19 protein-coding genes are annotated in these 24,624 nt (G+C 74.4%); 11 read left to right on the plus strand and 8 right to left on the minus strand.

Features of this window, described 5'->3' with window-relative positions; translation table 11 throughout:
* Positions 1-32 precede the first annotated feature (32 nt).
* From WME85_RS45410 to WME85_RS45425, 4 genes are all read left to right on the plus strand, one after another.
* Entirely contained in the window at positions 33-1,604 is a 1,572-nt protein-coding gene (locus WME85_RS45410; RefSeq protein ID WP_437830574.1) for an OmpP1/FadL family transporter, read from the plus strand.
* Between the two features lie 225 nt (positions 1,605-1,829).
* Positions 1,830-2,789: an NAD(P)/FAD-dependent oxidoreductase gene (trxB, locus tag WME85_RS45415; RefSeq protein ID WP_437305312.1), complete on the plus strand. Its 960-nt coding sequence runs from the start codon at positions 1,830-1,832 to the stop codon at positions 2,787-2,789.
* A 9-nt stretch (positions 2,790-2,798) separates the two neighbouring features.
* Positions 2,799-3,905, plus strand: coding sequence for a uracil-DNA glycosylase (locus tag WME85_RS45420; RefSeq protein WP_437830578.1), 1,107 nt, complete (start codon positions 2,799-2,801; stop codon positions 3,903-3,905).
* 136 nt (positions 3,906-4,041) lie between these two features.
* Positions 4,042-4,455 (plus strand): DUF2085 domain-containing protein, encoded by a 414-nt coding sequence (locus WME85_RS45425; protein ID WP_437830581.1) that lies wholly within the window; start codon positions 4,042-4,044, stop codon positions 4,453-4,455.
* A gap of 3 nt (positions 4,456-4,458) precedes the next feature.
* Here WME85_RS45425 and WME85_RS45430 read toward each other — a convergent pair whose 3' ends face one another.
* Together WME85_RS45430 and WME85_RS45435 are read right to left on the minus strand one after the other, a co-directional pair.
* Positions 4,459-5,880 carry a hypothetical protein gene (locus WME85_RS45430; protein WP_437830584.1) on the minus strand — a complete coding sequence of 474 codons (1,422 nt, stop codon included), beginning with the start codon at positions 5,878-5,880 and terminating at the stop codon, positions 4,459-4,461.
* Between the two features lie 341 nt (positions 5,881-6,221).
* The gene (locus WME85_RS45435; RefSeq protein ID WP_437830587.1) at positions 6,222-7,001 is read right to left on the minus strand and encodes an ExbD/TolR family protein; all 780 of its coding nucleotides are present in this window, start codon (positions 6,999-7,001) and stop codon (positions 6,222-6,224) included.
* A gap of 62 nt (positions 7,002-7,063) precedes the next feature.
* Between WME85_RS45435 and WME85_RS45440 the strand changes: the two genes are divergently transcribed.
* The 3 genes from WME85_RS45440 to WME85_RS45450 all read left to right on the plus strand — a co-directional run bounded on the left by WME85_RS45440 (position 7,064) and on the right by WME85_RS45450 (position 11,329).
* A complete protein-coding gene (locus WME85_RS45440; protein WP_437830590.1) occupies positions 7,064-8,665 on the plus strand; it encodes an AMP-binding protein in 1,602 nt (533 codons plus the stop codon).
* 78 nt (positions 8,666-8,743) lie between these two features.
* Positions 8,744-9,343 (plus strand): hypothetical protein, encoded by a 600-nt coding sequence (locus tag WME85_RS45445; RefSeq protein ID WP_437830593.1) that lies wholly within the window; start codon positions 8,744-8,746, stop codon positions 9,341-9,343.
* Positions 9,344-9,445: 102 nt separating this feature from the next.
* Complete coding sequence (locus WME85_RS45450; RefSeq protein ID WP_437830595.1) at positions 9,446-11,329, plus strand: hypothetical protein; 1,884 nt, start codon at positions 9,446-9,448, stop codon at positions 11,327-11,329.
* Positions 11,330-11,519: 190 nt separating this feature from the next.
* Here WME85_RS45450 and WME85_RS45455 read toward each other — a convergent pair whose 3' ends face one another.
* From WME85_RS45455 to WME85_RS45480, 6 genes are all read right to left on the minus strand, one after another.
* Entirely contained in the window at positions 11,520-12,941 is a 1,422-nt protein-coding gene (locus WME85_RS45455) for a hypothetical protein (RefSeq protein ID WP_437830597.1), read from the minus strand.
* Entirely contained in the window at positions 12,941-13,471 is a 531-nt protein-coding gene (locus WME85_RS45460) for a hypothetical protein (protein WP_437830599.1), read from the minus strand. Before WME85_RS45460 ends, WME85_RS45455 begins: the two co-directional genes overlap by 1 nt.
* A gap of 3 nt (positions 13,472-13,474) precedes the next feature.
* A complete protein-coding gene (locus WME85_RS45465) occupies positions 13,475-14,065 on the minus strand; it encodes an RNA polymerase sigma factor (protein WP_437305322.1) in 591 nt (196 codons plus the stop codon).
* Positions 14,066-14,419: 354 nt separating this feature from the next.
* On the minus strand, positions 14,420-15,337 hold the full coding sequence (locus WME85_RS45470; RefSeq protein WP_437830601.1) for an alpha/beta fold hydrolase: 918 nt from the start codon (positions 15,335-15,337) through the stop codon (positions 14,420-14,422).
* A 131-nt stretch (positions 15,338-15,468) separates the two neighbouring features.
* Positions 15,469-17,085, minus strand: a complete 1,617-nt coding sequence (locus WME85_RS45475) for a multiheme c-type cytochrome (RefSeq protein WP_437830603.1) — start codon at positions 17,083-17,085, stop codon at positions 15,469-15,471.
* Between the two features lie 100 nt (positions 17,086-17,185).
* A complete protein-coding gene (locus WME85_RS45480) occupies positions 17,186-18,658 on the minus strand; it encodes an MlaD family protein (protein ID WP_437305325.1) in 1,473 nt (490 codons plus the stop codon).
* A gap of 156 nt (positions 18,659-18,814) precedes the next feature.
* Here WME85_RS45480 and WME85_RS45485 point away from each other — a divergent pair, with 156 nt between their 5' ends.
* From WME85_RS45485 to WME85_RS45500, 4 genes are all read left to right on the plus strand, one after another.
* The gene (locus tag WME85_RS45485; protein WP_437830605.1) at positions 18,815-19,984 is read left to right on the plus strand and encodes a CAP domain-containing protein; all 1,170 of its coding nucleotides are present in this window, start codon (positions 18,815-18,817) and stop codon (positions 19,982-19,984) included.
* Positions 19,985-20,147: 163 nt separating this feature from the next.
* The gene (locus WME85_RS45490; RefSeq protein WP_437830608.1) at positions 20,148-22,604 is read left to right on the plus strand and encodes an Hsp70 family protein; all 2,457 of its coding nucleotides are present in this window, start codon (positions 20,148-20,150) and stop codon (positions 22,602-22,604) included.
* On the plus strand, positions 22,604-22,987 hold the full coding sequence (locus WME85_RS45495; RefSeq protein ID WP_437830610.1) for a hypothetical protein: 384 nt from the start codon (positions 22,604-22,606) through the stop codon (positions 22,985-22,987). The genes WME85_RS45490 and WME85_RS45495 overlap by 1 nt, the downstream gene beginning before the upstream one ends.
* Positions 22,945-24,603 carry a hypothetical protein gene (locus tag WME85_RS45500; protein WP_437830612.1) on the plus strand — a complete coding sequence of 553 codons (1,659 nt, stop codon included), beginning with the start codon at positions 22,945-22,947 and terminating at the stop codon, positions 24,601-24,603. The genes WME85_RS45495 and WME85_RS45500 overlap by 43 nt, the downstream gene beginning before the upstream one ends.
* The last annotated feature ends 21 nt before the right edge of the window (positions 24,604-24,624 follow it).

Genomic DNA, 24,624 nt, shown 5'->3' on the forward strand with positions numbered 1-24,624 from the left:
CGCGGGCGCCGCGGCGCGAGGACAGAGACTCCATGAAACGAGGATCTGCCGGCGCCGCCGGCGCCGCGCTCGCTGCGATGGTCGCCGCCGGCGCGGCGAGCGCGTCGTCGGGGCTCGACTCGCCGGACATCGGCGTGCTCCAGCTCGGTCGCGGCGGCGCGTGGGTGGCGCGGGCGGACGATCCGCTCGCGGCTTACTTCAACCCTGCGGGGCTCGCCTCGCAGCGGACCAGCGCGCACGGCGGGGTCCACCTCATCCAGCTGTCGCAGTGCTTCACGCGCCTCGGCCCCGACGGACAACCCGTCCCGCCCAGCTACACGACCGCGATCCCGGCGCCCGGCAGCAAGGGCGGCCCCGACGCGGAGGTGTGCGCGGAGAGCGGCCTGTTCCCGAACCCGCAGATCGGCGCGACCTTCCGCGTGAACGACGCGCTCGCCGTCGGCGTCGCGGTGCTCGGCCCGCACGGCGTCGGCGAGCGCGCCTGGCCCGAGTCGCTCTCGTACACGCACCCGACCTTCGGCGCGATGACGCAGCCGTCGCCGCAGCGGTACCTGCTCACGTCGCTCGACGCCCTGATGCTGATGCCAACGCTCTCGGTCGGCTTCACGCCCGCGGAGGGGGTATCGGTCGGCGCCGGGCTCATCTGGGGCACGGCGATCATCGATTTCGTCAACTTCAGCGAGGCGACCTCGGCCGAGGGGGGCGACGACTTCAACGCGCACAACGATCTGCGAACCCGCGCGCGGGCGGACGATTTCTTCATTCCAGGCTTCGTCCTGGGCGCGCGCTGGGCGGCGACGGATCACCTCGACCTGGGCGCGTGGTTCAAGTGGCAGGACGCCGTGCGCGCGGAGACCGATCTCCGCATCGAGTCGCGCTACTGGACGGCGGCGGGGGTCAAGAACGAGGACCCCTGCAAGGGCGAGGCGCCGGGCTGTAACGTCACCGACGAGAAGGGCGCCGGCGAGCTCGAGATGCAGATCCCGATGGAGGCGAAGCTCGGCCTCCGCTACCACCGGCCCCGGGCCGGCGCCGCGCGGCCCGCGCGATCAGCGCGGTCGGCGGCGGACGAGCCCCGCGTCCGCGACCCGATGGTCGACGACCTCTTCGACGTGGAGCTCGACTTCACGTGGGCCAACAACAGCGCCGTCGACGCGATCAAGGTCCGGTTCCGCGAGGGCATTCCGGTGCGCGGCACGGTCGTCGGCACGGTGCCGACCAACGCCGATGTCCCGCACCGCTGGAGGGACGTCCTGGGAGTCCGCCTCGGCGGCGATTTCGTCGTGCTCCAGAATCTCCTTGCGCTGAGGGCGGGCGGCTTCTTCGAGAAGAAGGGGCAGGACGACGCCGATCTGAACCTCGACTTCCACCTCGGCTACCGGGTGGGCGTCGGGGCCGGCGTGACCGCGCGCGTGGGCCCGGTCGACGTGTCGGCTGCGTTTCAGCACACGTTCTTCGGTCCGCTGGACAACGGCGGGGAGGGGCGCATCAAGGCCGTCTCCGGCTCCGCGCCGAGCGGCTACCGCAGCATCCAGAGCGTGAACGGCGGCCGCTTCGAAAGCAGCCTGGACGAGTTCGGTATGAGCGGAACGATGCGCTTCTGAGCGAGCGGCTGCTCGACGTGGGGCACTCCACGTGGGGCAGCAGAAGCGCGGGGCTGCCGCGCAGCTCGGGGGAATGCAGCGCAGCGGGAACACGCACCGCCGTCAGGGGAATGCAGGCCGATCGGGCGCACAGCCCGGAAGGGTGCGCCGCGCGGCGCAGCGCCCGCGGCGGAGCGCCGGGGCGGTCGACGCGGAAGGCTGTCGCGCCTATAAGATGGCTCCACCATGAGTGAATCGAACGTCCGCAACCTGGTCATCATCGGCTCCGGTCCTGCCGGGCTCACCGCCGCCATCTACGCGGCGCGCGCCAACCTGAAGCCGCTCCTCATCGAGGGCTTCAGCGCCGGCGGCCTGATCCCGGGGGGCCAGCTCATGTTCACGACCGACGTCGAGAACTACCCCGGCTTCCCCGAGAAGGTCACGGGCCAGGAGCTGATGCAGCGCTTTCGCGACCAGGCCGCCCATCAGGGCACGGAGATCGTGACGGCGGACGTGACCAAGGTCGAGCTCACGGGCCACCCGTTCAAGGTGTGGGTGGAGGACACGCTGTACCTGGCGAAGTCCGTGGTGGTCGCGACGGGCGCCCGCGCCAACTACCTCGGCCTGGAGAGCGAGGAGAAGCTCAAGAACAAGGGCGTGAGCGCCTGCGCCGTCTGCGACGGCGCGCTCTACCGCGGCCAGGACGTCGTGGTCATCGGCGGCGGCGACACGGCGATGGAGGAGGCCTCGTACCTCTCCGGGCTCTGCAGCAGCGTCACGCTGGTGCACCGCCGCGACGAGTTCCGGGCGTCGAAGGCGATGGTCCAGCGCGTGGTCGAGAACCCGAAGATCAAGATCCTCTACAGCCACGTCGTGGAGGAGGTGCTCGACGTGAAGGCCGATCAGGTGACGGGCGTCCGCGTCAAGAACACGAGGACGGGCGACAGCCACCTCGTGCCGGCGGCCGCCATGTTCGTCGCGATCGGACACACGCCGATGACCGACCTCTTCGTCGGGCAGCTCGAGACGCACCCGAACGGGTACCTGAAGACGGTGCCGGGCTCGACGCGCACGAACATCCCTGGCGTCTTCGCCGCGGGCGACGTCCAGGACTGGAACTACCGCCAGGCCGTGACGGCCGCCGGCACGGGCTGCATGGCCGCGCTCGACGCGGAGCGCTGGCTCGCGCAGCAGGGCGGCCACTGAGGGACGACGATGGTCGAAGCGCTGCGTGAAGAGCTCGCCGATCTGACCGCCTCGGTCCGAGCGTTCCTGGAATGGCACGCAGGGGCCGGCGCCGACGGGCTGCCGGGCCACCCCGCGGCGCTCCACGAGGCGCTGGGCGCGTCCCCCTCCGAAGGCGCGCTGGCCCCGCGGCGGGCGGATCGCGGCTTCCCCGGGCCGGAAGCGCCATCGCCGCCGGTGCCGCGCGGAGGCAGCGCCGCTGCGGGCGCACCCGCGCCCCACCATCCAGAGCAGCGCACCGCCGCTGCGAGCGCACCGGCGCCCCATGCTCCAGAGCAGCGCAGCGCCGCTGCGAGCGCCTCCGCGCCCCGCCCTCCGGAGCCGCGCACCGCCGCCGGGCCGCATCCGGAGCCGCGCGCCGCCGAGCCGCAGGCGATGCGGCCGCCGGCGCAGGCGCCGCGGGGTCCCGAGCCGCCGCCGCGGCCTGCCGTGAGCGCCGCCGCCGCGCCCCGGGCCGATACGGCTGCACGCGCGAACGCACCGCCGCCGGGTACGCCGGAGGAGCGCGTGACGAGGCTCGCGCTCATCGCGGAAGAGGTCCGCACCTGCGAGAAGTGCCCGCTCCACGAGGGCCGCACCCACACGGTGTTCTCGCGCGGCAGCCCGCTCTCCGAGGTCGTGTTCGTCGGCGAGGGGCCGGGGGCGGAAGAGGACCTGCAGGGGGAGCCGTTCGTCGGCCCGGCGGGGCAGCTGCTCGACAAGATGATCGTCGCGATGGGGTACCACCGCGACGACGTCTACATCTGCAACATCGTGAAGTGCCGGCCGCCGAAGAACCGGAAGCCGGAGCCGGCCGAGATGGCGGCCTGCAGCCCCTACCTCGCCTCTCAGCTCGCGCTGATCAAGCCGAAGGTGATCGTGGCGCTCGGCGCCACCGCGGTGCAGGGGCTGATCGGCACGAACGAGGGGATCACGAAGCTCCGCGGGACGTGGAAGCTCTACAAGGGCTCGATCCCGATCATGCCCACGTTCCACCCGGCCTACCTGCTGCGCCAGCCGAGCGCGAAGCGAGAGGTCTGGAGCGACCTGAAAGAGGTGATGCGCCACCTCGGCAAGAGCGCGCCCGACAGAGGCTGACGTGACCGCGTCCGCCTCCGGACGCGGTAGCCCCGCCGCGCCGGCGCCCGCCCCCCTCCGCGCCGGCGCCCCGACGCAGCCGCGGGGTCCGTCGAAGGCGTCGGAACCGGCGGGGCCGCCCGCGCCGCTCCGGGCCGTGCGCTGCGCGCTTGTGCTCCTCGGCGCCCTGCCCTGGTGCATCCCGCTGGCGCGGAGCCGCCTGCCGCTCGGAGAGCTCGGCGCAGCGCTCGACCGCTTCTTCGTGCCGATGTGCCACCGCTTGCCCGAGCGGTCCCTCGCGCTCGAAGGGGTCATGATGCCGCTCTGCAGCCGCTGCGCTGGCATCTTCGCGGGCGTCGCGGCGGGCGCCGTGCTCGCGCGGCCCCGCCTGGAGATGGCGGCGTGGCGCCCGATCCTCATCGCCATCAGCGCGCTGATGGTGGTCGACGTGGCGACCCAGGACCTCGGGCTGCGCCCCGTCTGGCACGCGACCCGCCTCGCCACGGGCCTGGCCTTCGGCTACGCCGTGGCCGCGGCCTTCGTCGCGCAGCTCGCGCGCCGGCCGGGCTGAGCGCTACTTGCGACCGCCCATGGCCCTGCACTCGTGGACGGGGCCCTTCGTGGCGTTGCGAACGCACTCGCTGTACGCCGCGAGGCCGTCCTTCCACTTCCCCGTGTCCTGGAGCGCCGAGCCCAGATAGAGATACGGCAGCGCGTCTGCAGGGTCGGCCGCGATGGCCGCGCGGGAGACCTCGATCGCGTCCTTGTACCGGCCGCGGTTGAGGAAGCTGAGCGCCTCCTTCTTCAGCTTGCTCGCGTCCTCGGCGCTTGCCGCGGGCGCCTCGGCCGTCTCTTTCTCCGCCTCGGCCTTCTCCGCCGCAGCCCTCTCCGCCTCGGCCTTCTCCGCCGCAGCCTTCTCCGCCTCGGCCTTCTCCGCCGCAGCCTTCTCCGCCTCGGCCTTCTCCGCCGCAGCCTTCTCCGCCTCGGCAGCCGCCTTCACCGCGTCGGGAGCGGCTTCCGCCGCCTTTGCAGCCGCCGGCGCGGGCTCGGCCGGCGAAGGCGCCTTCTCCCGTGCAGGAGAAGGGTGCCCCGCCATGGCCGAGAGCTGCGCCTCCATGTGCGCCGACTTCCGAGCAGGCGCCGCCATCGCGACCGGCGCCGGCGAGGACGGCTTGCTCGAGAGCACCGATTTGGCGACCACCGCCACGGAGATCACCCCGGCGAGCCCCGCGACCGCCGCGACGATCCGACGAAGGCGTGCCCGGCGGGCGAGCGTCTCGGGCGACAGCTGATGCACCACCACGAGGCGCTCGTCGGCGTGATCGTCGGGCTCGCTGGCCACATCGGTGAGCGGCGGAAACGACTCCTCCTCGCGCCGGAAGAACGCTGCAGTGGGCGAAGAAGGATCGATGAGGTCGAGCGCGTCCGAGTCAGGCGCCGGCTCCTCGGGCTCGGACGCGAGGCCGGCCGGCTGATCGTCAGCGCCGGCGCGCCGAGAGGCGTTCGACGGGTCGGACTCCAGTGCCTCGACCGGCGTCGCGTCGCTGGCGCTGCCCGGAGCGGCGAGCGGCGCGGCCGGCCTGTCCGCGACAGCCGGCGCAGCGGCCGCCGCCGCGACAGCCGGCGCAGCAGCCGTCGCCCCGACAGCCGGCGCAGCGGCCGCCGCCGCGACAGCCGGCGCAGCGGCCGCCGCCGCGACAGCCGGCGCAGCAGGCGCGCCAGTAGCCCGCAGCGCGGCCGAGGGCGCCCCGACCGGCGGGGCAGCAGGCGACGCGACATCGGGATCGACGGCTCGCTCGACGGCCCGCGCAGGCGCAGCGGACGGCGCCGCGACCGCCTCGTCGTGAACGTCCGGGCCGCTCGCGACCGGCGGCGCGGAATCACGGGTATCGAGGTCCGGCGCCTCGGGCGCCGCCGACACGCGGGGCTGGGAGGCCCGGGGACGGAGACTGCGGCCCCTGTTCGCGCGGGCCGATGCAAGAAGTCGCTTCGACATGTCCGAACCATCCTCCCGTGATCGTCACGCCCCCGATGGCGCAGGGGACCGGCGACTCGCCCTATTCATGATCCAGGCCGGCGCCGACGGCGAGCGCCCATCCGCGCATTTCCGTGCGCTCGTGGCGCTGTCCCGTGTGCCGGATCGTGCCGTATTGCCCTGGCTGGCCATGCCCTCGCTCGACAGGAGAGCATGGTGTCCCGCTCTGCTGGAAATTGACAGCACACTCGCGGCGAGCGCGCCGGACGCCGTTCCAGACGACGCGCCCTGGCACCTCCCCGGCGGGCGCGCCCCCGAGCCGGCAGCGATCCAGGGCGGTGATCCCCCCGACGCCGCGCACGTCAGCCGCCACCCAGCTGGACCGGCCGCCCCGCGACCGGGGCAGCGCGGAGCAGGACGAGGGTGCTGAGCTTCTTCTTCGCGTCCGAAGCGATGACCGTGCCCGCCAGGTTGTGCGCCATCTCCCAGGGCACCTCGTCATCGGCCGAGAAGAAGGCCACCGACGCGCTGCACGCGGCGATGTCCTTCGTGAGCTGCTCGCCGGTGTTCGACAGATCCGGACCAGCGAGCCCCTTGCGCTGGCGCTTGCCCATGCCGCCGCCGAACGGCCAGATCGCCGTCGCGAGGTCCTTCATCACCATCGTGCTGACCGCGCACGCGGGGGGCTTCGACACGCGCCCCTCGGGGACCACCGTGATCTCCTTCGGGAGGTCGTCGCGCCCGTCGGTCTTGATGATGACCTGCGGCGCGCCAGCCGCGCCGAGCTCCGTCACGACGGCCGCGACAGCGCTCGGCTTCGCCTTCTTGTCGGCGATCAGCGTGACCGGCTTGCCCTCGATCGGAAGCGCCCGGATCGCCTTCGCGAGCTTCTCGGGCCCCTCCTTCTGCGCCAGATCGACGCGCTGGCCGCCGAGGTAGGGGCCCATGGAGTCGACCAGCAGCTCGGGCATGCCCTTCGGCTTCGGCGGCTCGGCGGGCGCCTCCGCGACCGAGGCCGCCGTGGCGGCGGCGCCGGGCTCGGGCGGCTTCGGCGCGCTCTCGCAGGCCGGGGCCGCCAGGATCGAGCCGACGAGGAGCGCGAGGCGGGGCAAGGCGCTGGACCGGAAAGAGGAAGCTCGCATGGCGCGGCAGTGTAACCAACCGGCCTGGCTCCGCGCACCTCCGCCGTGCGAGAGTTCGCGCGATGGCCTCCCCGCTCACCGAACGGCTCGCGCAGCTCCGATCCTCCGCCCGGACCGCCGTCGAGGACGAGCGGGGGCGGACCACGTTCGCGGAGCTCGTCGAGCGCGCCCTCCGCGTCCGCGGCGCGCTGCTCACGCACTCGGCTGCGCCGCGGGGCGCGGAGGCGCGCGCGAGCTCGACCTCGCTCGAGGGGGAGCGGATCCTGCTCCTCGTGCCGCCCGGAGCGGCGTGGGTCTCGGCCTTCCTCGGCGTCATCCTCGCCGGCGGGATCGCGCTGCCGCTGTCGGGCCTGTATCCGCCGGCAGAGCTCGAGTGGCTCGCGACCGACGCCGGCGTGCGGCGGATCCTGGTCGGAGACGAGCTCGCCGCCGTGGCCGCCCCGATCGCGCACGGCCGCGCCGTGCTCCGCGTGGAGGACATCGAGCGCGCCGCCCCGGGGCCGGAGTCGGCCGTGACCGACATCGCCGCGGACGACCCGGCGCTCCTGCTCTACACGAGCGGTACGACCGGCAAGCCGAAGGGTGCGCTCCTCACCCACCGCAACCTGGCCGTTCAGACGGACCTCCTGCGCGCCGCCTGGGGCTTCTCCGAGCAGGACGTGCTGCTGCACGCGCTGCCGCTGCACCACCTCCACGGCGTCGTCATCGCGCTCACGACGTCGCTGCTCGCGGGCAGCGCGACGAAGATGCTGCCGCGCTTCGACGCCCAGCGCGTCGCCGCCGAGATCGCGCGCCGCTCGGCCACGGCGCTGATGGCGGTGCCGACCATGTACCAGCGGCTGTTCGAGCACGTCGACCGCGGCGGAGCGCCGGACTTCGCCGCGGGGGCGCGGGCGCTCCGGCTCGCCACGAGCGGCTCGGCGGCGCTGCCGGTGACGCTGGCCGAGCGCTGGCGCGACCTCACGGGCACGATCCCGCTCGAGCGCTTCGGGATGACCGAGATCGGCGTCGGCATGAGCAATCCGCTCGATCCAGGCGCGCGGCGGGCGGGCTGGGTCGGCTTCCCGCTGCCGACCGTCGAGGCCCGCATCACGGACGACGCGGGCAACACGTCGGCGTGGGCGCCGGGCGAGCCGCCGGCGCAGCACGGCGGCGCCGCCGTCGCGCGAGGCGAGCTCTGGATCCGCGGGCCGAGCGTCTTCAAGGGGTACCTGGGGCGCGAGGAAGCCACCGCCGCGGCCTTCCAGGACGGCTGGTTCCGCACCGGAGACGTCGCGGAGCGCTCCAGCGACGGGTGCTTCCGGCTGCTCGGGCGGACCTCCGTCGACATCCTGAAGAGCGGCGGATACAAGCTGTCCGCCCTCGAGATCGAGGAGGCGCTGCGGGAGCACGGCGCGATCGCCGAGGTCGCGGTGATCGGCGTCCCGGACGAGGCGTGGGGCGAGCGCGTCGTCGCGGTCGTCGTCCCGGCGCCGGGGCGAGAGGCGGAGTGCGCGACCGCGCCGCTCCGCGCCTGGGCCAAGGAGCGACTCGCGCCTTACAAGGTCCCCCGTGAGTCGGTTATCGTCCCCGGCCTGCCGCGCAACGCGATGGGCAAGGTCGTCAAACCAGAGCTCGTGAAGGCCATCGTGGCGAGCACGGGCGGCGAAAATCGGTCGCTCTAGCGGGACACGCCGCCAGACGCCGCTTGACCGAGGCGCCCCGCTCCGGCCTACTCGGCTGCAATGCAGACTGCCAGCCCCATGGTCCCCGCCGCGTATGGCGGCCTCGCGGTTCAGCCCTTCGCGCATCCTACCTACACCATCAAGCGGCCTTTCTGGTCGCTCCTCGGCCGCAAATTTCATGTCTTCGCGCCCGACGGCTCCCTCGTGTGCTTCGTCAAGCACCCGCTGCTCAAGCTCCGTCAGGAGTTCACCCTCTTCACGGATGAATCGGAGTCGCAGCCGCTGCTCACGATCCGATCAAGGCAGGTCGTCGCCCTCAATCGGTGTCTGGACGTCCTCGACGCGCGCACGGGCGAGCGGGTCGGGACCATCCGCTCGCGGGGTCTCAAGTCGATCCTCCGCGATACGTGGGACATCCTCGACCCCGCCGACCAGCCGGTCGGGCTGATGCAAGAGGACGGCGCCGCGATGCTCCGCCGCATGTTCCCGCTCCTCATCGGCAAGTGGCACATCGAGCTCCACCAGCAGGAAGTCGCGAAGGTGACCCAGGTGTTCCGGTTCTTCGTGAAGGAGTTCACGCTCGACCTGTCGATGAACCAGGGGAGGATCGACGCCCGGTTCGCCATCGCCTGCGCGCTGCTCGCGCTCATGGCCGAGAGCGCGCGCGAATCCCGCTGAGCCCGGCGCCCGGCCCGGGGGCGGGCGCAGGCGCGGGCGGGCGCGGGCGCGAGCGCGCCGAAACTTGGCCCATTTCCGCGAGCTCTGCGAGGTTGCCGCGCGATGCGCCTCGATCCTGTCTCCCGCCTCGACTCCGCCTCCGAGGAGGGCCGACCGCCGTCTCCCCCTGTGCCCCCGTCCGGCATGGCCCGCTTCGCCCCGAGCGGGCAAGGCGCCGACTCCGAGCGCGACCTCAGGGGGCGCCGCTTCCTGTGGGCAAGCGCCCCGGCGGCGCCGGAAGGGCAGCTCCGCGCGGCCCTCGAGGAGGCCGTCGAGCTCGCGCTGGCCCTGCGCGGCGCGCTGCCGCCGCGGGTCCAGGACGGCGCGGCGCTCGAGGCGGTGATCGCCGATCAGGTGTTCCGCGCGAGGGCGCTCGGCGCCGCGGGGCTCGCCGTCGCCCTGCCGAGGCTCACGGGCGGGGCGCGGGGCGCGCTCCACCCCGAGGACAGCGCGACGCTCCTCGCCTGGCTCGGCGCGGCGCGCGAGGCGCCCGTGGCGCTCGTCTTCGACGAGGGCGACAGGTCCGCGCAGGTGCTCGCGCCGGTGCCCCTCTCGGACCTCGTCGAGAGGAGCGCGGCCGAGGCGCACAGCGCCGCGTCCCCGCGCGGGCAGGTGCGCAGCCTGCCCGCGCGCGAGCTGGCCGCCCCGCGCGAGCTGGCCGCGCCGCGCGAGCCGGAGCGCCCCGTCAGGCCAACGCAGCCGAGCGCCGCGGCGCCGGACGAGGCGCTCCCGCCGGAGGCGAGAGCGACCGAGGCGCCCGGGGCGGCGCCGTCGCCCGCCGCGAGCGAGGGACGCAGCGACGGGCGGCCGCGTGGCGTGCTGCCCCCGCGCTCCTCGAAGCTCCGCCGACCGGAAGCACCGTCGGGCACCTTCGCCGCGGCGAGAGGCCCCGGCGCGGCGCCAGCGCCGGGAGCAGGCGCGCCGCCCGCCGCGAACGAGGCGCTCGCGGTGGCCCCGGCCAGCGCGGATCCCGAGGATCGCGGCGCGGGAGCCACGCTCAGGCCGCCGCGCGCTGCGCACGACGCCGCGCCGATCGCAGAGGCCGCGCAGGCGGACGCCGACGCGCTGCCGCCGACGCGGCGGGAGCGGAAGGTGCCGCGCAACCGGATCCTGAGCGCGGCCGAGTGGCGCGCGCTCGCCCTCGAGCTCGATAACGCCCGCGGTCCGAAGCCGGTCCGGGTCATCGAGCAGCTGTTCGCGACCCACTACACGCCGCTGCTCGGCGCGACGCTCGCGGGCGAGACGGACGCGGCCGTGCGCGGCGTCGTCGACAGCTGGAGGACCAGCTTCGAGCACAGCTACCGGGAGGCGTTCTCCGCGCTGCGCGTGACCGGCAAGCGGCCGCCGATGGTGTTCGACGCGCCGGACATCGCCGCCCGTCTCGCCCGGCTCAACGGCGCGCGCGGGGTGAAGCTCCTGCTCGTGGACGCGATGCGCTTCGACCTCGGCGAGCGGGTCGCCGCGCACCTCAAGGAGGTCATGACGGATCGGGCCATCCTGGTGGAGCGCTCGCTCCTGTGGGCGGCGCTGCCACCCACGACGACGGCGCAGCTCTCGCTGCTCGCCCGCGGGCCGGACGGGCTCCGCGAGACGATGCCCCCGAGCGAGGCGGAGCCGGCCATCGCCCGCGGGCGCGCCGTGGCGACGCTGCGGCGCGAGCGGGTCGGGTCGCGCGAGCTGATGAAGCTCGATCTCGTGGAGGCGCGCCTGCGCGCCGCGGGGCCGCCCTTCGCCGAGCGGATCGAGGCCATCGCGGAGGAGGTCGCCGACGTGGTCGCGCGCTTCATGGACAGCCTGCCGCCGCGGACCCTGCTGCTCGTGTTCGGCGACCACGGGTTCCGCATGACGGGGGACGGCAGCGCGACCGGCCCCGCATCGCAGGGGGGAGGCTCACCGGAAGAGGTGCTCGTCCCGGCGCAAGCGTGGCTCGTCGGCGGCGTGCACTAGAGCGGCGGGCACCCGCTTCGGATACGGGCCCATCTCGACGTTTTCGGTGCTCAGCGCACTGGAGTGCGCTTGCGCGCCGAAAACGCCGATCTGGGCCCGTCTCCTGTGCGGGTGACCGCCGCTCTGCGACGCTCGTATCCGCGGGGGGGAGAGACGCTCTACATCGGGCCGCGGTACGCTGGGCGAGGCTTCAGGGGGAGGTGCGGTACGGGCCCGCCGCCGCGTCGCCCCGCGGCCTCGGGCGGATGAGGCCCGCGAGCCGGGTCGCGACGAGCGCCCCGGCGCCGATCAGCGAGACGGCCGCGCAGAGCGCGGGGCCGACATAGGGGATACCGCTGACGAGCAGCAGGCCGATGCAGCCGATCGCGAGGTGAACATAGGGGTTCTTGGTCCGGTGACCGAAGAGCCCCGCGCCGGCGGTCTCGAGCACGGCGCAGCCGCCCGCGACCACGGCGATGACGGCGAGCAGCAGGCCGATCACCGCGAACGGCACGCCGATCAGCGTGACGCAGAGGGCGACGGCGACCGCGAGGGCGCCGAGGACGCCCATCACGCCGAGCGCGAACGACCTCATGGGCCGGGCGGCGATCTCGACCTTGAGCGCCTCCATGCGCCGCGGCCAGAGCGCCAGCATCACCGCGCCGAAGGCGAACAGGAGCGCCGCGCGCGTCACCGCGTTGCCGGCCCTGCGCGCGAGGGTGGACGAGCCCTTCGCGCTCGCTCCGTCGCCGCCCACCGGGCTGACCTCGTTGTTCACGTCGCCCTTGATGCGCGCGCGCTCGCCCCGGTGCAGCGGACCGCCCACGACGTCGACGTCGCCGTCGACGCGGGCCCCGTCGGCCACGGTGAGCGGTCCGCCCACCGTCGACACGTCGCCGCGCACGCGCGCGCCCTCGTGGAGGTGCGTGGAGCCGCCCATCACGTCGATGTCGCCGGTGACCGTGCCCCATACGTCGAGCGAGCCGCCGATCACCGAGACGTCGTGAACGACCTCGCCCCGCTCGATCCGGAGACTACCGCCGGTCACGAACCGATCGCGGCCACGCGACGCAGGGCGGGCCTGCTCGTCCTCATCGTTTCCGTCATCAGGTGCGTCATCAGGCCGGGCCTGCTCGTCCTCGTCCTCTGCGTCATCGTGCAGCGCCGGTGGCCCGGGCGGCGCTGGTGGCCCAGGCGGCGCCGGGAGCCCGGGTAGCGCCGGGAGCCCGGGCGGCGCCGGGAGCCCGGGCAGCGGCCCGGCCGACCGCAGCGCCGCCGGAGCCGGGGCGATCGCGATCAGGTCGCCGTCGCGGGTCGCCACGTAGCTTCCGTCCGCCAGCAGGAGCTCCAGCACCTTGTCCGCCGGCTGGCCCTGGACGTGGAGCTCGACGACCTCGCCGGGCGGCATGTTGAGCACGAGGCTCCACCCGGCCTCCCGCGCGACGCGCCTGAGCGCTTCGTTGCGCGGCTCCCCGCGCACCTCGAGGCTCACCTTCGGCTCGACCTCTGGCCAGGACCCCTTGCGGATGACCTCCGCCGTGGCGGCGCCGCTGACCGAGATCCCGACCGCGGCCCCAAGGGCCGCGGCGCCGAGGCGCGAGGAGCTGAAGAGACCAGTCGAGACGATGCGCATCACATCCCTCCGCGCAGCGAGAGCTGCTTTTCCCGGGTCCACGCGACACCCACCCCCACGATCACGAGGAGCGCCGCCGAGAGCCACGGCAGCGCCGTGAGCCACCCGGACAGCGCCCCGCTCCCGGCGACCGCGCAGCTGGTCCGCACCACGACCGCGCAGGCGTGCCAGAGCGCCGCCAGGCGTTCCCGCAAGCCGCCCGCCCCGGCCACGAGCGAAGGCGCCGCGCCGAGCGTCGAGAGCGCCAGGGCGACGGCGATCGCGGGGATCGGCAGCGGGTCGCGCAGCGCGGCGGGCTCGCGCGCGCCGCTCGGCGCGGGGTGCGCGCGCAGCAGCTCCCCCGCGCGGAGCGACAGGAGCGCCGTCCGGCCGAGCTCCGAGGAGCAGGCCGCGCAGCGAGCGACGTGCGCGGACGCGCCCTCGGGCAGGAGGGCCTCCTCGCCGTCGCCCAGCGCCGTGAGCGCGATCTCGGTGAGGTGGCCGTCTGCCTGCCAAACGAGATCCGGCGAGAGCTTGTCGTCGTTTTGCATCGATCACTCTCCGAGCGCCTCGGCCAGGCAGCGCCTGCCTCGCGCGATCCACGTCGCCACCGTCCCGAGCGGGATGTCGAGCCGGCGCGAGATCTGCTGGTAGTTGAGCCCTTCGACATGGAAGGCCAGGAGCGCGCGGCGCTGCGGCTCCGGCAGCTTCTGCAGAGCGAGATCGATCCGGCGGGCGCGCTCGGTCTGGGCCGCGCGCTCCTCCGGCCCGGGCGCCGGGTCCTCCACCGACTCGAGGAGCTCGCCCCGCTCCTCCGCGTCCTCCGCCGGCGGCGCCTCGGCGCGCCGCGTGCGGCGGCGCCGGCGCAGCACGTCGAGCGCCACGTGACGCGCGATCCCGAGCACCCACGGGCGCAGCGGCTCGCCGTCCCGGAGGCGGCTGCGCCCCTCGAGGGCCCGGGCGAGCGCCTCGTGCGTGCAATCCTCGACGTCGGGGTGGTCCGCCCGCTCACCCAGCACGCAGGCGATCGCCGCGCGAACCACCGACCGCAGGGCGGCGGTCTCGTCGAGCGACGCCGTCACGAGCGACGCCGCGGCCAGCCCGTCGGGTGCCTGGGGAGAGCGCGGCGTGGTGGCTGGAATCATGACGGACCCAGACAGTTCGCGCGAACCCTCCCCGAAATTTCACCCTCTGGTCGACAATGCAGCAGCAACATCGAGAGGGTAGAGGGCGCTCGCGGCCGGGCCGAGCCTCTTCTTCTTTCCTGGGCCGGCGGCCCTCCCCTTCCTGACGACCCGTCCTCCCTTCCTGGACGACCCGTCCTCCCTGCCTGGACGACCCGTCCTCCCTGCCTGGACGACCCGTCCTCCCTGCCTGGACGACCCGTCCTCCCTTGCCTGACGACCCGTCCTCCCTGCCTGGACGACCCGTCCTCCCTTCCTGGACGACCCGTCCTCCCTGCCTGGACGGCACGGCTGTGTCACGGCGCCGCGCGAGGGCTACGGGGACGGGGTTGCTCCGGGCGAGAGGAAGGCGGTGAGCTCCGGGAGGACGAGCGCCGGATCCTCCAGGTGGGGCGCGTGCCCGAGCGGCAGGACGCGCAGCGCGGCGCGGGGGATCGCGGCGGCCGCGGCGATGCCGAGCGGCGCCGGGAACACGTCGTCGCGCTCGCCCCAGAGGACCAGGGTCTCGACGTCGATCTCGCCGAGCCGCGCGAGGCGGTGAGGAACGGGGCCGAGGGCGGGGAACAGCGCGTTGAACGCGGCGACGGGCGCGACCCGGCCGTCGGGCACGGCGTAGAGCTCGCTGTGCAGGGCGGCGAGTCGCTCGCCGAGCGGCGTGGGCTGCGGCGGGCGGACGCGGCGGAAGAGCGCGGCGCCGAGCACCCGGACGAGGCGCTCCGGCGGGGCGCGGAAGTAGGCGCGGCTCCAGGCGGTCATGACGGGCCCGACCCCCATCGCGCCGAGGAGCGCGAGCTTCCGCGGGCGCGCGCGCTTGCGCAGCGCGATCTCGAGCGCGACGAGCCCGCCGAGGGAGTGGCCGACGAGCGCGGCGTGGCCGAGGTCCATCTCCAGGAGGAGCTCCTCGACCGGATCGACGAAGAAGCGGAGGCCCTCCTCGAAGCCGCCGCCCTCGAACGGGGGCGACGAAGCGTGACCGAAGCCCGGCAGATCCAGGGCGACGACGCGGTGGCGCCGCGCGAGCTCGGGGAGCAGCGGGAACCACGTGGTCGCGGCGTTCCCGCGGCCGTGCAGGAGGACCACCGGCGAGCCGCTGCCGCCGTCCAGGTAGCGCAGCGTCGAGCTCAGCGCGGGGCGGCGGTGCACCGCGAACGGGGGCGCGCCCGCGGCGAGCTCCGCGAGGATCGCGCTCTCGGCCGGGCCCAGACGGGAGACGACGGCGTGGACATTCGTCACAGGCGCCTCCCGTAGCGCGATCGATACGGCGCGGAAATGCATCCGGCTGGACTACCGCCGCGCGGCGCCCTGCTCCGTCGACACCCGAATGCTGCAGCCCGCCGGGCGACCGCCGCGCGGCGCACCGCGCGTCAGTCCCTGCCGTGCCCCGGCCCGAGGATGAGCTGCATCTTGGACATGGGCTCGAACCCCTCGACGTGCGGCGGGTGGTGGCACTGCGAGACGCAGCTCTCGGGCGGGGGCGAGAGCACGATGAGCCCCTTCTTCTCGGGGTCCTTCGCGTGGAGCGAGCCAGGGCCGTGACACTCCTCGCACTGCACGTTCTGCAGCGAGGCGTTGTGCGTCACCGTGGAGCCGCCCGGCTTGCCGTAGCCGGTCACGTGACAGCTCACGCAGTCCAGGTTGAACTCCTTGAAGTCCTGCTGCAGCGTCGCGTAGGCCCGCGCGTGCGCGGTGCCGTCGAAGACCTTGCGCTCCTCGTCGTGGCAGTTCGTGCACGCGTCGATGCCGATGTAGCTGGCCTCGCCCTTCGCGGGCTTCTCGGGGACGCGATCCGCGAAGGCCTCCTTGTTGTGGGCGTTGACCCGCTTGTAATAGGCGAGGAGCTGCCCGGCGACGTCCTTGTCGGCGCCGAGCTTCTCGCGCACCTCCACCGCGCTGTAGCGGAAGAAGCTGCCGCTCACCTTCGTCTCCGCCGCCTCGAGCTGCGCCTTCTCGGCGCGGAGCTTCTCCAGATCGGCCTTCCGGTCGGCGACGTCCTTCGGCGCGACCCGCTTGTCGCCCTCCCAGGCGTTGAGGCGGATCTCGAGCTCCCGGATCCGCGCCGACAGGCTGATGAGCTCATCGGCCTTCGCGACGCCGCCCGCGTCGGCGAACACGAGCGGGCCGTCGCCGCTGCCCCGGATGAAGAGATCCACCACCGCCACGGACTGCAGGTGGTTCGGCGTCTCCACGACCAGCGTCGACCCGATCACCACAGGCGGCTTCTGGCCGTCGTTGATGTCCCCGCGCTCGCTGGGCTTGCCCAGCACCAGCACGTTCAGTTCCGGCACGTTGTCCGCGAGCCGCAGCGCCTCGCCCCTCGGCAAGGCCGCGAGCCCGACCAGCACCTTCGCGCCCTGCTTCTTCGCCTCCTCGATGCCCGCCTTCATCGCCTCGATCGCGGGGCCGGCCTTGACACCCGCCGGGTACGCGCCGGTGCGACCCTTCGGCTCGCTCACGCCGACGAGCCCCACCTTCACGCCCGAGACGTCGCGCACCACGACGCCCTGCGCGCCCTCCACGTTCTTCGCGAGCGGCGGCGCCCCCGCCTGCTCCTTGTACTTGCCGAGCGCCTCGGCGCCGAGCGCCCAGTCGTTCTCGCCGGGCGCCCACGCCGAGAGCCCGATCTCCTTCGCCGCCAGCGCCATCGCCTCGGCCTTCCAGGCGTCCTGGGTGGCGCGCTCCGCCTTCACCTCGGGGTCCGCGAAGAGCAGCGGCCCGGCGCCGACCACGAGGCGGTTCGGCGCCTCGTCGCGCTGGCTCTCGATGAGGGCGGCGAGGTGATCGATGCCCCCGAGCTGATCCTTCGTGCACCCGCACGGCTCCAGCGCGCCAGCGACGGTGCTGAGCACGTAGAGCCGCACCGTCGGCGTCGTCGCGGGCGCCTCCGTGTCCGCGTCCGCGACGACGGCGCCCGTCGCCGGGACCTTGCACCCCTGGCAGGCCGCGGCGCCAGCCGCCGCGGCGATCGCGAGGAAAGGAATCACGAGTGCGTATCCCCGACGCACTCCGCGAGGAAGCGAGCGCCTCATGCCCGCGCTATAGCACAGGCGCTCGGGCGGACCGGCGCGGGCCGCGCCGGCGGCGTCAGAAGCTCGACGGCGCGAAGGGCAGGACCGTCTTCAGGTCGGCGTCGTTGAACCGGAGCTGCAGGCCGATGAAGTAATCCCGGCGATCGGTGTTCAGGATGTCGTCCATGCCGCCGAGCAGCCACAGCTTGCGGATGAACTCGTACGCGAGCGCGACGCGCCAGCGCGGCGACAGCTCCTCGCCGAACCCGAACAGGTCCTGGCGGAGCTCGAAGCGGTCGTCGAGCAGGTGAAGGTCGAGGCCGAGGCCGCCCGTCGACTCCTTGATGCCGAACCGGCCCGTGAACGGGCCGAGCCGCTTCGCGAACTGGAACGAGAAGCGGAAGGCGTTCGTCGTGATCGTGCGGACTTCCCGGTAGTGCGCCGGCTCGTTCGGGTTGGTCGTGTCGATGTCGATCTGCTGGAAGTCCGTCTTGCCGCGCGGGTCGTTCACCAGCTCGACGACGTAGTACTTGTCCTCGGTCGGCTGGAGCCTGAGCTCGACGTAGCTCTTGATCGTGTTCGCGAGGAAGTTGTAGTCGGTCCGGAGCCCGACGACGGTCTGGAACCGGCTGATCCCGCCGACGAGCTCGCCGACGTCCTCGACGACCGTCTCGACCTCGTTGATCAGCGTCTCGTCCTTGGTGATGCGGCCGAGCGTCCCCTCCCCGCGGTCGATGCGCGCGGCGACGCTGTCGACGTGCTTCAGCGCCGACTCGAGGCTCTCGGTCGCGCGGCCCACCCGCTCCGCGGCGCTGCGGAGCTCGCCGGGCTGCCCGTTCCGGCCGGGCACCTCGGCCGCGGCCGTCATCGTGCGGATGTCGCGGCTCACCTGCTCGACGTTGCGCAGGATCTCCCGCAGGCGCGGGCCCGACTCGCCCGTGATCTGGTTGATGTTGTTGATCGTCTGCGTGACGCCCGCGCGGTTCTCGCGCACGGTCGCGTTCATCTGCTCCGTGACGTCCGCGAGGTTGTCGAGGATCTGCGCGAGCCGCTCCTGGCCGCTCTCGGAGCCGACGGTGTTCCTCAGCGTCTCGGTGACCGTCTTGACGTCCTTCAGGATCTCGGCGACCTGCCCCTGCATCGACTGGATCGTCGGCTCGTCGATGTAGTACGTGATCCTCCCCTCGTCGGGGATGCGCGGTTTGCCCTCGGTGCCGGGCGAGAGCACGACGAACGACTCGCCGATGAGGCTCGTGGCGCGCTTGCCCACGGCCGCGTCCTCGTAGAGCGGGACGTCGGGGCTCATCTTGATGTCGATGCGCGCCTGGCCGTTGTAGAGCGAGATCTTGTCGACGACGCCGACCTGGATGCCCGAGATCATCACCCGCGACTGCGGGGAGACGCCGATCGCGTCCGGCAGCGTGGCCCAGACCCGGTAGCCGCTCCCGCCGCCCACATCGCGCGACACGAAGCGGTACCCGCCGTAGGCCGCGCCTGCGAGCACGATCGTCATCACGCCGACCTTCGCGGCCTTGGAAACCTCAGCCATCCTGCGCGACGGCCACGGTAGCACGAGCTGACGGCGGGACCTCGCGGCTTTCTCGTCGAAGCGGGAATGCGGGGAGGCGCACGTCGCACGTCGACGCTCGCGGCCGTGGGCAGGCGAAAACGAGCGCGCGGCCGGGAAACCTGCTAGCCGAGGCGCATGCGGTCGTGGTGGGCCACTGGGGCAGCTGGCGCGGCGCTCACCCTCGCCGGGGCGGCAGCAGCGGAGCCGCCGGCGCTCACGTGGGAGGCCACCACGCGATCGCCGCAGCAAGCTGCGGCGGTCGCGCCGGAGGTCGCCGCGCTCGGGGCGCACTGCGGGAGCGCGGACGCGGCGCTCGCCGCCGTCGCCCGGCGCAACGTCGAGCGGCAGCTCCAGGGCGGGGAGATCATGCCTCCCGACGAGCTCGCCTTCACCCTGCGCGCCGCGGGCGCGCCGCACGCCTGGCCGCGGGGCTGGTCCATCTCCGGCCGGGGGCTCGGGCCGGCGGAGATCGGGGCGCGGATCGATGGGTGGGTGTCGGGATGGCCCACCCTCGGGGTGCGGCGATGTGGGGTGGCCCAGGCGAAGAAGCCGGACGGGACGGTGATCGTGGCCGCGGTCGGGGTGGACGCGCTCGCGGACATGTCGCCGCTGCCGACGACCGCGCGGGTGGGGCAGTGGGTGACCCTCGAGGGGACGATGCGGGTCCCCGCGAGCGCGGCGAAGGTGGTGCTGCTGGGGCCGCGGGGCGCGCCCAAGACGGTGGTGAGCTCGCTATCAGGCGCGCGATCAGGCGCGCGGCTCCGCTCGAGCTTCGCGGTCGACCAGCCGGGGAGCTGGCTGGTGCAGGTGCTGGCCACGGTGTCGACCGGGCCGAGGCCCGTGCTGGAGGCGATGATCTTCGCGGGGAGCGCGCCGCCGGGGCGGTACGTCCGCGCGACGGCGCCGGGGGAGGAAGCCGCGAAGGGGGCGAAGGACGACGAGGACGCGATGCTGCGGATGATGAACGCCGCGCGGGCGTCGGACGACGCGCCGGCGCTCGCGCGCGACGCGGCGCTCAGCGCGCTGGCGCGGGCGCACTGCGAGGAGATGATCAAGGCGAAGATGGTGGGGCACGACGTGGGCTCGGGCGACCCGTCGGTGCGCCTCAAGGCGGTCGGCTACAAGGCGACGATCGCGGGGGAGAACGTGGCCAGCTCGAGCACGACCGAGGGCGCGCACCGCGCGATCTGGGCGAGCCCGTCGCACCGGGGCAACCTGCTCGACCGGCGCTACGGCAGGGCCGGCGTGGCGGTGGTGCGCGACCCGAGCGGGCGGGTCTGGGTGACGCAGCTGTTCGCGGGGTGATCGCGGGCGCGGGCGTCTTCCTCGCGGGCGCGATTCGAGCTCCTGCGCACCCCCTCGGCGAGCAGGCGCCCAGGGCCTCACGATCGGCCGCTGTCCGCGGCCCCTGGGCCTTCTGTGGGCTCGTCCGGGCGGCCGCCGTTCCGCGCGTGTATTCTTCCACGCGATGGCTGCACGCCCGCTTTACGTCGGCATCGACCTCGGCACCACCAACTCGACCGCGGCCGCCTTTGACGGCGAGAAGGTCACCCTCGTCAGGAACTCCCAGGGCGCGACGCTCACCCCGAGCGTGGTGCGGATCGACGCGCGCGGGACGGTCACGGTCGGCGCGCGCGCGCGCCGGTTCCTCGAGAGCGATCCGCAGAACACCCGCGCGGAGTTCAAGCGGCTGATGGGGACAGCCCAGCCGATCGAGTTCGCGGCGGCGAAGGTGACGAAGAAGCCCGAGGAGCTCGCCGCCGAGGTGCTCCGCTCGCTGCGCGCCGACGTGGCCGAGCACCTCGGGGCCCTGCCGGCCGCCGCGGTGATCTCCGTGCCAGCGCTGTTCGAGCTGCCCCAGAGCTCCGCGACGTCGGAGGCGGCGCGGCGCGCCGGCTTCGAGCGCGTCGAGCTGATCCAGGAGCCGGTGGCCTCGGCGCTCGCGGCCGGCTGGACGGCCGAGGAGTCCACGGGCAGCTGGCTCGTCTACGACCTCGGCGGCGGGACCTTCGACGTGTCGCTGCTCGAGACGCGGGACGGGCTGCTCCGCGTGGTCGGGCACGACGGCGACAACTTCCTCGGCGGGCGCGACTTCGACTGGGCCATCGTCGACTGGGCGCTCGCCGAGATCGCGCGCACCCAGGGCGCCGCCGTGAGCCGCGCCGACCCGCGGCACGCCGCCGCGCTCCGCAAGCTCAAGCTCGCCGTCGAGGACATCAAGATCGAGCTCACCCGCGCCGACGAAGCGGCGCTCGCGCTCCCCGCCGCGTTCGAGGTGGATGGCAAGCCGATCGACGTCGACCTGGTCCTGCAGAGGTCGACGCTCGAGGCGCTCTGCGCGCCGATCATCGACCGCTCGATCGAGGTCTGCCGGCGGCTGCTCGCCGCGCACGGCCTCGACGCGTCGCAGCTCGCGCGCGTCGTGCTGGTCGGCGGCCCGACGGTGATGCCGGCGCTCCGGGCGCGCGTGCGGGACGCGCTCGGCGCCCCGTTCGGCGAGGGGCTCGATCCGATGACCCTCGTCGCGCAAGGGGCCGCGATCTACGCGGCCACGGCCGGGCTCGACGCGCGGCCCGCTCCGCGGGCCAAGGAGGAAGGCCGCCGGCTATGGCTCCAGTATCCGGCCATGTCGAGCGACCTGACGCCGCACGTCGTGGGCCGCGTCGTGGAGGGGCCGGGGCCCGCGCCCGAGCGGATCCGGCTCGCGCGGGAGGGCGACGGCTGGACGAGCGCCGACGCCCCGCTCGACGACGAAGGGGCGTTCGTGGTCACCGTGGACCTGCTCCCGCGACGGCCGAACGTCTTCCGCGTCGAGGCGACCTCGGCCGGCGGCGCGAGGGTGCCGGTGCACCCGCAGGCGATCACCATCGTCCAGGGGCTCACGATCAGCGATCCGCCGCTGTCGCGCACGATCGGGGTCGCGCTCGCGGACAACACCGTGCGGGTCTACTTCGAGCGCGGCGCGCCGCTGCCGGCCCGGCGGACGTTCGTGCACCACAGCGTGGAGAGCGTCCCGAGGGGATCGAGCGCGTGCGTGCTCAAGATCCCGATCGTGCAGGGCGAGCTCGACGTCGCCCACCTCTGCCGCGTGGTCGGGACGCTCGAGATCGACGGGAGCGGGCTCACCGCGACCCTGCCCGCGGGCTCGGCCATCGAGCTCACGCTGGAGCTCGACCGGGGCGGGCACCTCTCGGCGCGCGCGCTGATCCCGTCGCAGGGGCTCGTGTTCGAGCGCGTCGCGCACCTCCTCGTCCCCGAGGCGGCGCCCGAGGTGCTCGACGCCTCGCTCGCCGCCATGCGCGAGCGGCTCGCCTCGGTGCGCGAGAGCGCCCTGCGCAGGAACGCGCCGCACGCGCTCGGCAAGGTCACCTACGTCGAGTGCGCGCTCGTCGAGGTGGAGCGCGACGTGGCCGCGGCGCGCGGCGGCGACGCCGACGCCGGGCAGAAGGCGCGGCGCGCGCTGCTCGAGCTCGACGTCCTGCTCGAGGAGGCCGAGGCCGACAAGCGCTGGCCAGAGCTCGAGGCCGAGGCGCAGGCCGCCGTCGCGAACGCGTCGCTCTGGATCTCGCAGCTCGGCTCGGCCACCGAGAAGGCGCTCCTCGAGGAGGCCGCGCAGGGGGTGGCGCGGGCGCGCGCCGAGAAGAACCAGGTCGAGCTGCAGCGGCAGCTCCGCCTCGTCCGCAACCTGAGCAGCGCGGCGTTCCAGCGGCACCCGAAGGCGTGGGCCTGGATGTTCGAGGAGGCCGCCTCCGAGGCGCACCAGGCGTCGGATCTGGTCCGGGCGCAGAAGCTCGTGCGCGACGGGCGCAGCGCGGCGGAGCGCGGCGACACGGCGGCGCTCCGGGCGATCACCGAGGAGATCTGGCGCCTCCTGCCGGTCGACGCGCAGAAGCGCAGGCTGGGCCACGAGTCGGGGGTGCGGTGATGGACGGCGCGCTCGGCCGCATCCGCGACAACCCCTTCTACGTGCTCGGCCTGCGCCCGAGCGCGAGCCGCGCGGAGGTCGAGCGCGAGGGGCAGAAGCTGCTCGGGATGCTCGAGCTCAAGCTCGCGAGCGCCGCGACCTACGCGACGCCGGTCGGCCCCGGGGTCCGCACGGCCGACAAGGTGCGGCAGGCCATGGCGGCCCTGCGGGACCCGGAGCGGCGGCTCGCGCACGAGGTCTGGGCGCGGCTCGACCCGAGACCCCCGCCGAAGGACGAGCTCGACGACGACCTCGGCGAGCTCCCGATGCCGGATCCGCCTGGCGAGGATCCGCGCGCGCCGTGGCCGGAAGCGCTGTCCGCGCTCGGCTGGAGGTCGCGATGAACTGGGGCTTCATCCTGGTCCTCGCGGTCGTCGTGCGGACGATCAGCGAGGTGGCCGCGCGGAGGGCCTCGCCCGGGGCGCCGCCGCGCCCGGGCGTGCTCGGCGCGGGCACCTGGCGCATCGCCTTGACGGTCGTCCTCGCGCCGATGACGGTCGTCCTCGCGCTCGGCCTCGCCGCGGGTCAGCTCTGGTGCGCGCTGCTGCTCGCGCCGATCGTGCTCCTCATCGCGCCCTGGCCCCTCGCTCGCCGCGCGCTCATTCCGCTGGGGTTGCCGCGCGCCGCCTACTACGTCGCGCTGCTCTCGGACTGGACCTGGCGCGCCGACCGGCGCGGCGGCGCGGCGCTCGCGGCCGCGTGGGCGCTCTGCCGCGCGCGGAGGCCGGATCCCGCGGCGGAGGCGTGGATCAGCGAGCGGCTCGAGCGCGGCGCGGTCGGCGAGCGCGGTGGCGCCGGCGAGCGCGGTGGCGCCGGCGAGCGCGGTGGCGCCGGCGAGCGCGGTGGGGTGGCTCCCGCGCCGGGCGCGGCGCCCCCGGTGCCGCTCCGCGGCGCGGGCGTCGCCGCCGGCGCCATGCTCGCGGCGTACCGCGGCGACACGGAGGGCGCGCGGGCGCTCTTCGAGAGCGTCGCCAGCGTGGACGAGCGCGCTTGCCCCCGCGAGGCCCGCCGCATCGCCGCGGGCTGGCTCGCCGCCGAGGCGGCCGCGCGCGGCGACTGGACGGCCGTGCTCGAGCGCGCGCAGGAGGGTGGCGGCCGCGAGCTCTCGCTGCTCGGCGCCGTCGCCGCGCGGCTGCTCGGCGAGGTGCCCGGCGAGGTGCCCGCGTCGCGCGCGGTCGAGCTCTGGCTCCGCTGGCTCGCCGCGCCCCGCCGCCGCGCCACGCTCCCGCTCGTGCGCCGCGCCCTGGCCGCGGGCGACGGCGCGCCGCGCCCGGAGCCGGATGAACCCGAGCCGTGCGCCGCGAAGATCGCCGAGGGCGACCTGTGGAGCCGCGCGGTGCTGCTCCACGCGACGCTGCTGCTCCGGCCCCGCGGCAGGGTCTCGGGCGACGATCTCAGGCGGCTCGGCGGCGCGTGGGACGCGGCGCTCGACGACGAGCGCGCGCAGGCCGAGCTCCGCGAGCGGGCGCTGTCGCTCGGCGCCTCGGGCGCGCAGGCGGCGCTCGGCCCGCTCGCGCGCGCGGTCGAGGAGGACCTCGCGGCGGCGCTGCGCGCGGCGCGCGTGCCGCTCGCGGAGTGGGACGACCTCGGCGCGACGATCGGCCGCACGCGCCGGCGCCTCCGGGACGAGCTCCTGTCCGAGGTGGAGCTCGCGTGCGACGCCCTGCGCCGCCGCGTCGACGAGAAGCGCGAGCTCCCGGCGCTCGCGGAGTGGCGCGAGTGGACGTCGCTCCGCGCGCAGTACGAGGCCGCGGCCGGGCTCGTGGGCACGGAGTTCCGCCGCCTCGCGTTCCCCAAGTTCCACTCCGACGTGTGCCACGCCGCCGTCTGGCTGTTCAACACGCGCAAGGAGCGGGCGATCGCGAACGCGATGTTCCGGTGGCTCCTCGCCGAGGCCGAGGCGCTCGACGACGCGCGCCTCGCGGGGCTCCAGCGCGGCAACGTCGGGTGCGGGGTGTGATGGTGGACGCCGCGCCCGTGG

The sequence above is a fragment of the Sorangium sp. So ce1153 genome (genome assembly GCF_051521595.1).
Lineage (GTDB): Bacteria > Myxococcota_A > Polyangia > Polyangiales > Polyangiaceae > Sorangium.

What these genes read in the sequence shown, in the direction of transcription:
- WME85_RS45430 (WP_437830584.1), bottom strand. Translation starts at nt 5,880, where the DNA reads ATGTCGAAGCGACTTCTTGCATCGGCCCGCGCGAACAGGGGCCGCAGT.
- WME85_RS45450 (WP_437830595.1), top strand. Translation starts at nt 9,446, where the DNA reads ATGCGCCTCGATCCTGTCTCCCGCCTCGACTCCGCCTCCGAGGAGGGC.
- WME85_RS45460 (WP_437830599.1), bottom strand. Translation starts at nt 13,471, where the DNA reads ATGCAAAACGACGACAAGCTCTCGCCGGATCTCGTTTGGCAGGCAGAC.
- WME85_RS45410 (WP_437830574.1), top strand. Translation starts at nt 33, where the DNA reads ATGAAACGAGGATCTGCCGGCGCCGCCGGCGCCGCGCTCGCTGCGATG.
- WME85_RS45495 (WP_437830610.1), top strand. Translation starts at nt 22,604, where the DNA reads ATGGACGGCGCGCTCGGCCGCATCCGCGACAACCCCTTCTACGTGCTC.
- WME85_RS45455 (WP_437830597.1), bottom strand. Translation starts at nt 12,941, where the DNA reads ATGCGCATCGTCTCGACTGGTCTCTTCAGCTCCTCGCGCCTCGGCGCC.
- WME85_RS45435 (WP_437830587.1), bottom strand. Translation starts at nt 7,001, where the DNA reads ATGCGAGCTTCCTCTTTCCGGTCCAGCGCCTTGCCCCGCCTCGCGCTC.
- trxB (WP_437305312.1), top strand. Translation starts at nt 1,830, where the DNA reads ATGAGTGAATCGAACGTCCGCAACCTGGTCATCATCGGCTCCGGTCCT.
- WME85_RS45480 (WP_437305325.1), bottom strand. Translation starts at nt 18,658, where the DNA reads ATGGCTGAGGTTTCCAAGGCCGCGAAGGTCGGCGTGATGACGATCGTG.
- WME85_RS45445 (WP_437830593.1), top strand. Translation starts at nt 8,744, where the DNA reads ATGGTCCCCGCCGCGTATGGCGGCCTCGCGGTTCAGCCCTTCGCGCAT.
- WME85_RS45440 (WP_437830590.1), top strand. Translation starts at nt 7,064, where the DNA reads ATGGCCTCCCCGCTCACCGAACGGCTCGCGCAGCTCCGATCCTCCGCC.
- WME85_RS45485 (WP_437830605.1), top strand. Translation starts at nt 18,815, where the DNA reads ATGCGGTCGTGGTGGGCCACTGGGGCAGCTGGCGCGGCGCTCACCCTC.
- WME85_RS45490 (WP_437830608.1), top strand. Translation starts at nt 20,148, where the DNA reads ATGGCTGCACGCCCGCTTTACGTCGGCATCGACCTCGGCACCACCAAC.
- WME85_RS45465 (WP_437305322.1), bottom strand. Translation starts at nt 14,065, where the DNA reads ATGATTCCAGCCACCACGCCGCGCTCTCCCCAGGCACCCGACGGGCTG.
- WME85_RS45420 (WP_437830578.1), top strand. Translation starts at nt 2,799, where the DNA reads ATGGTCGAAGCGCTGCGTGAAGAGCTCGCCGATCTGACCGCCTCGGTC.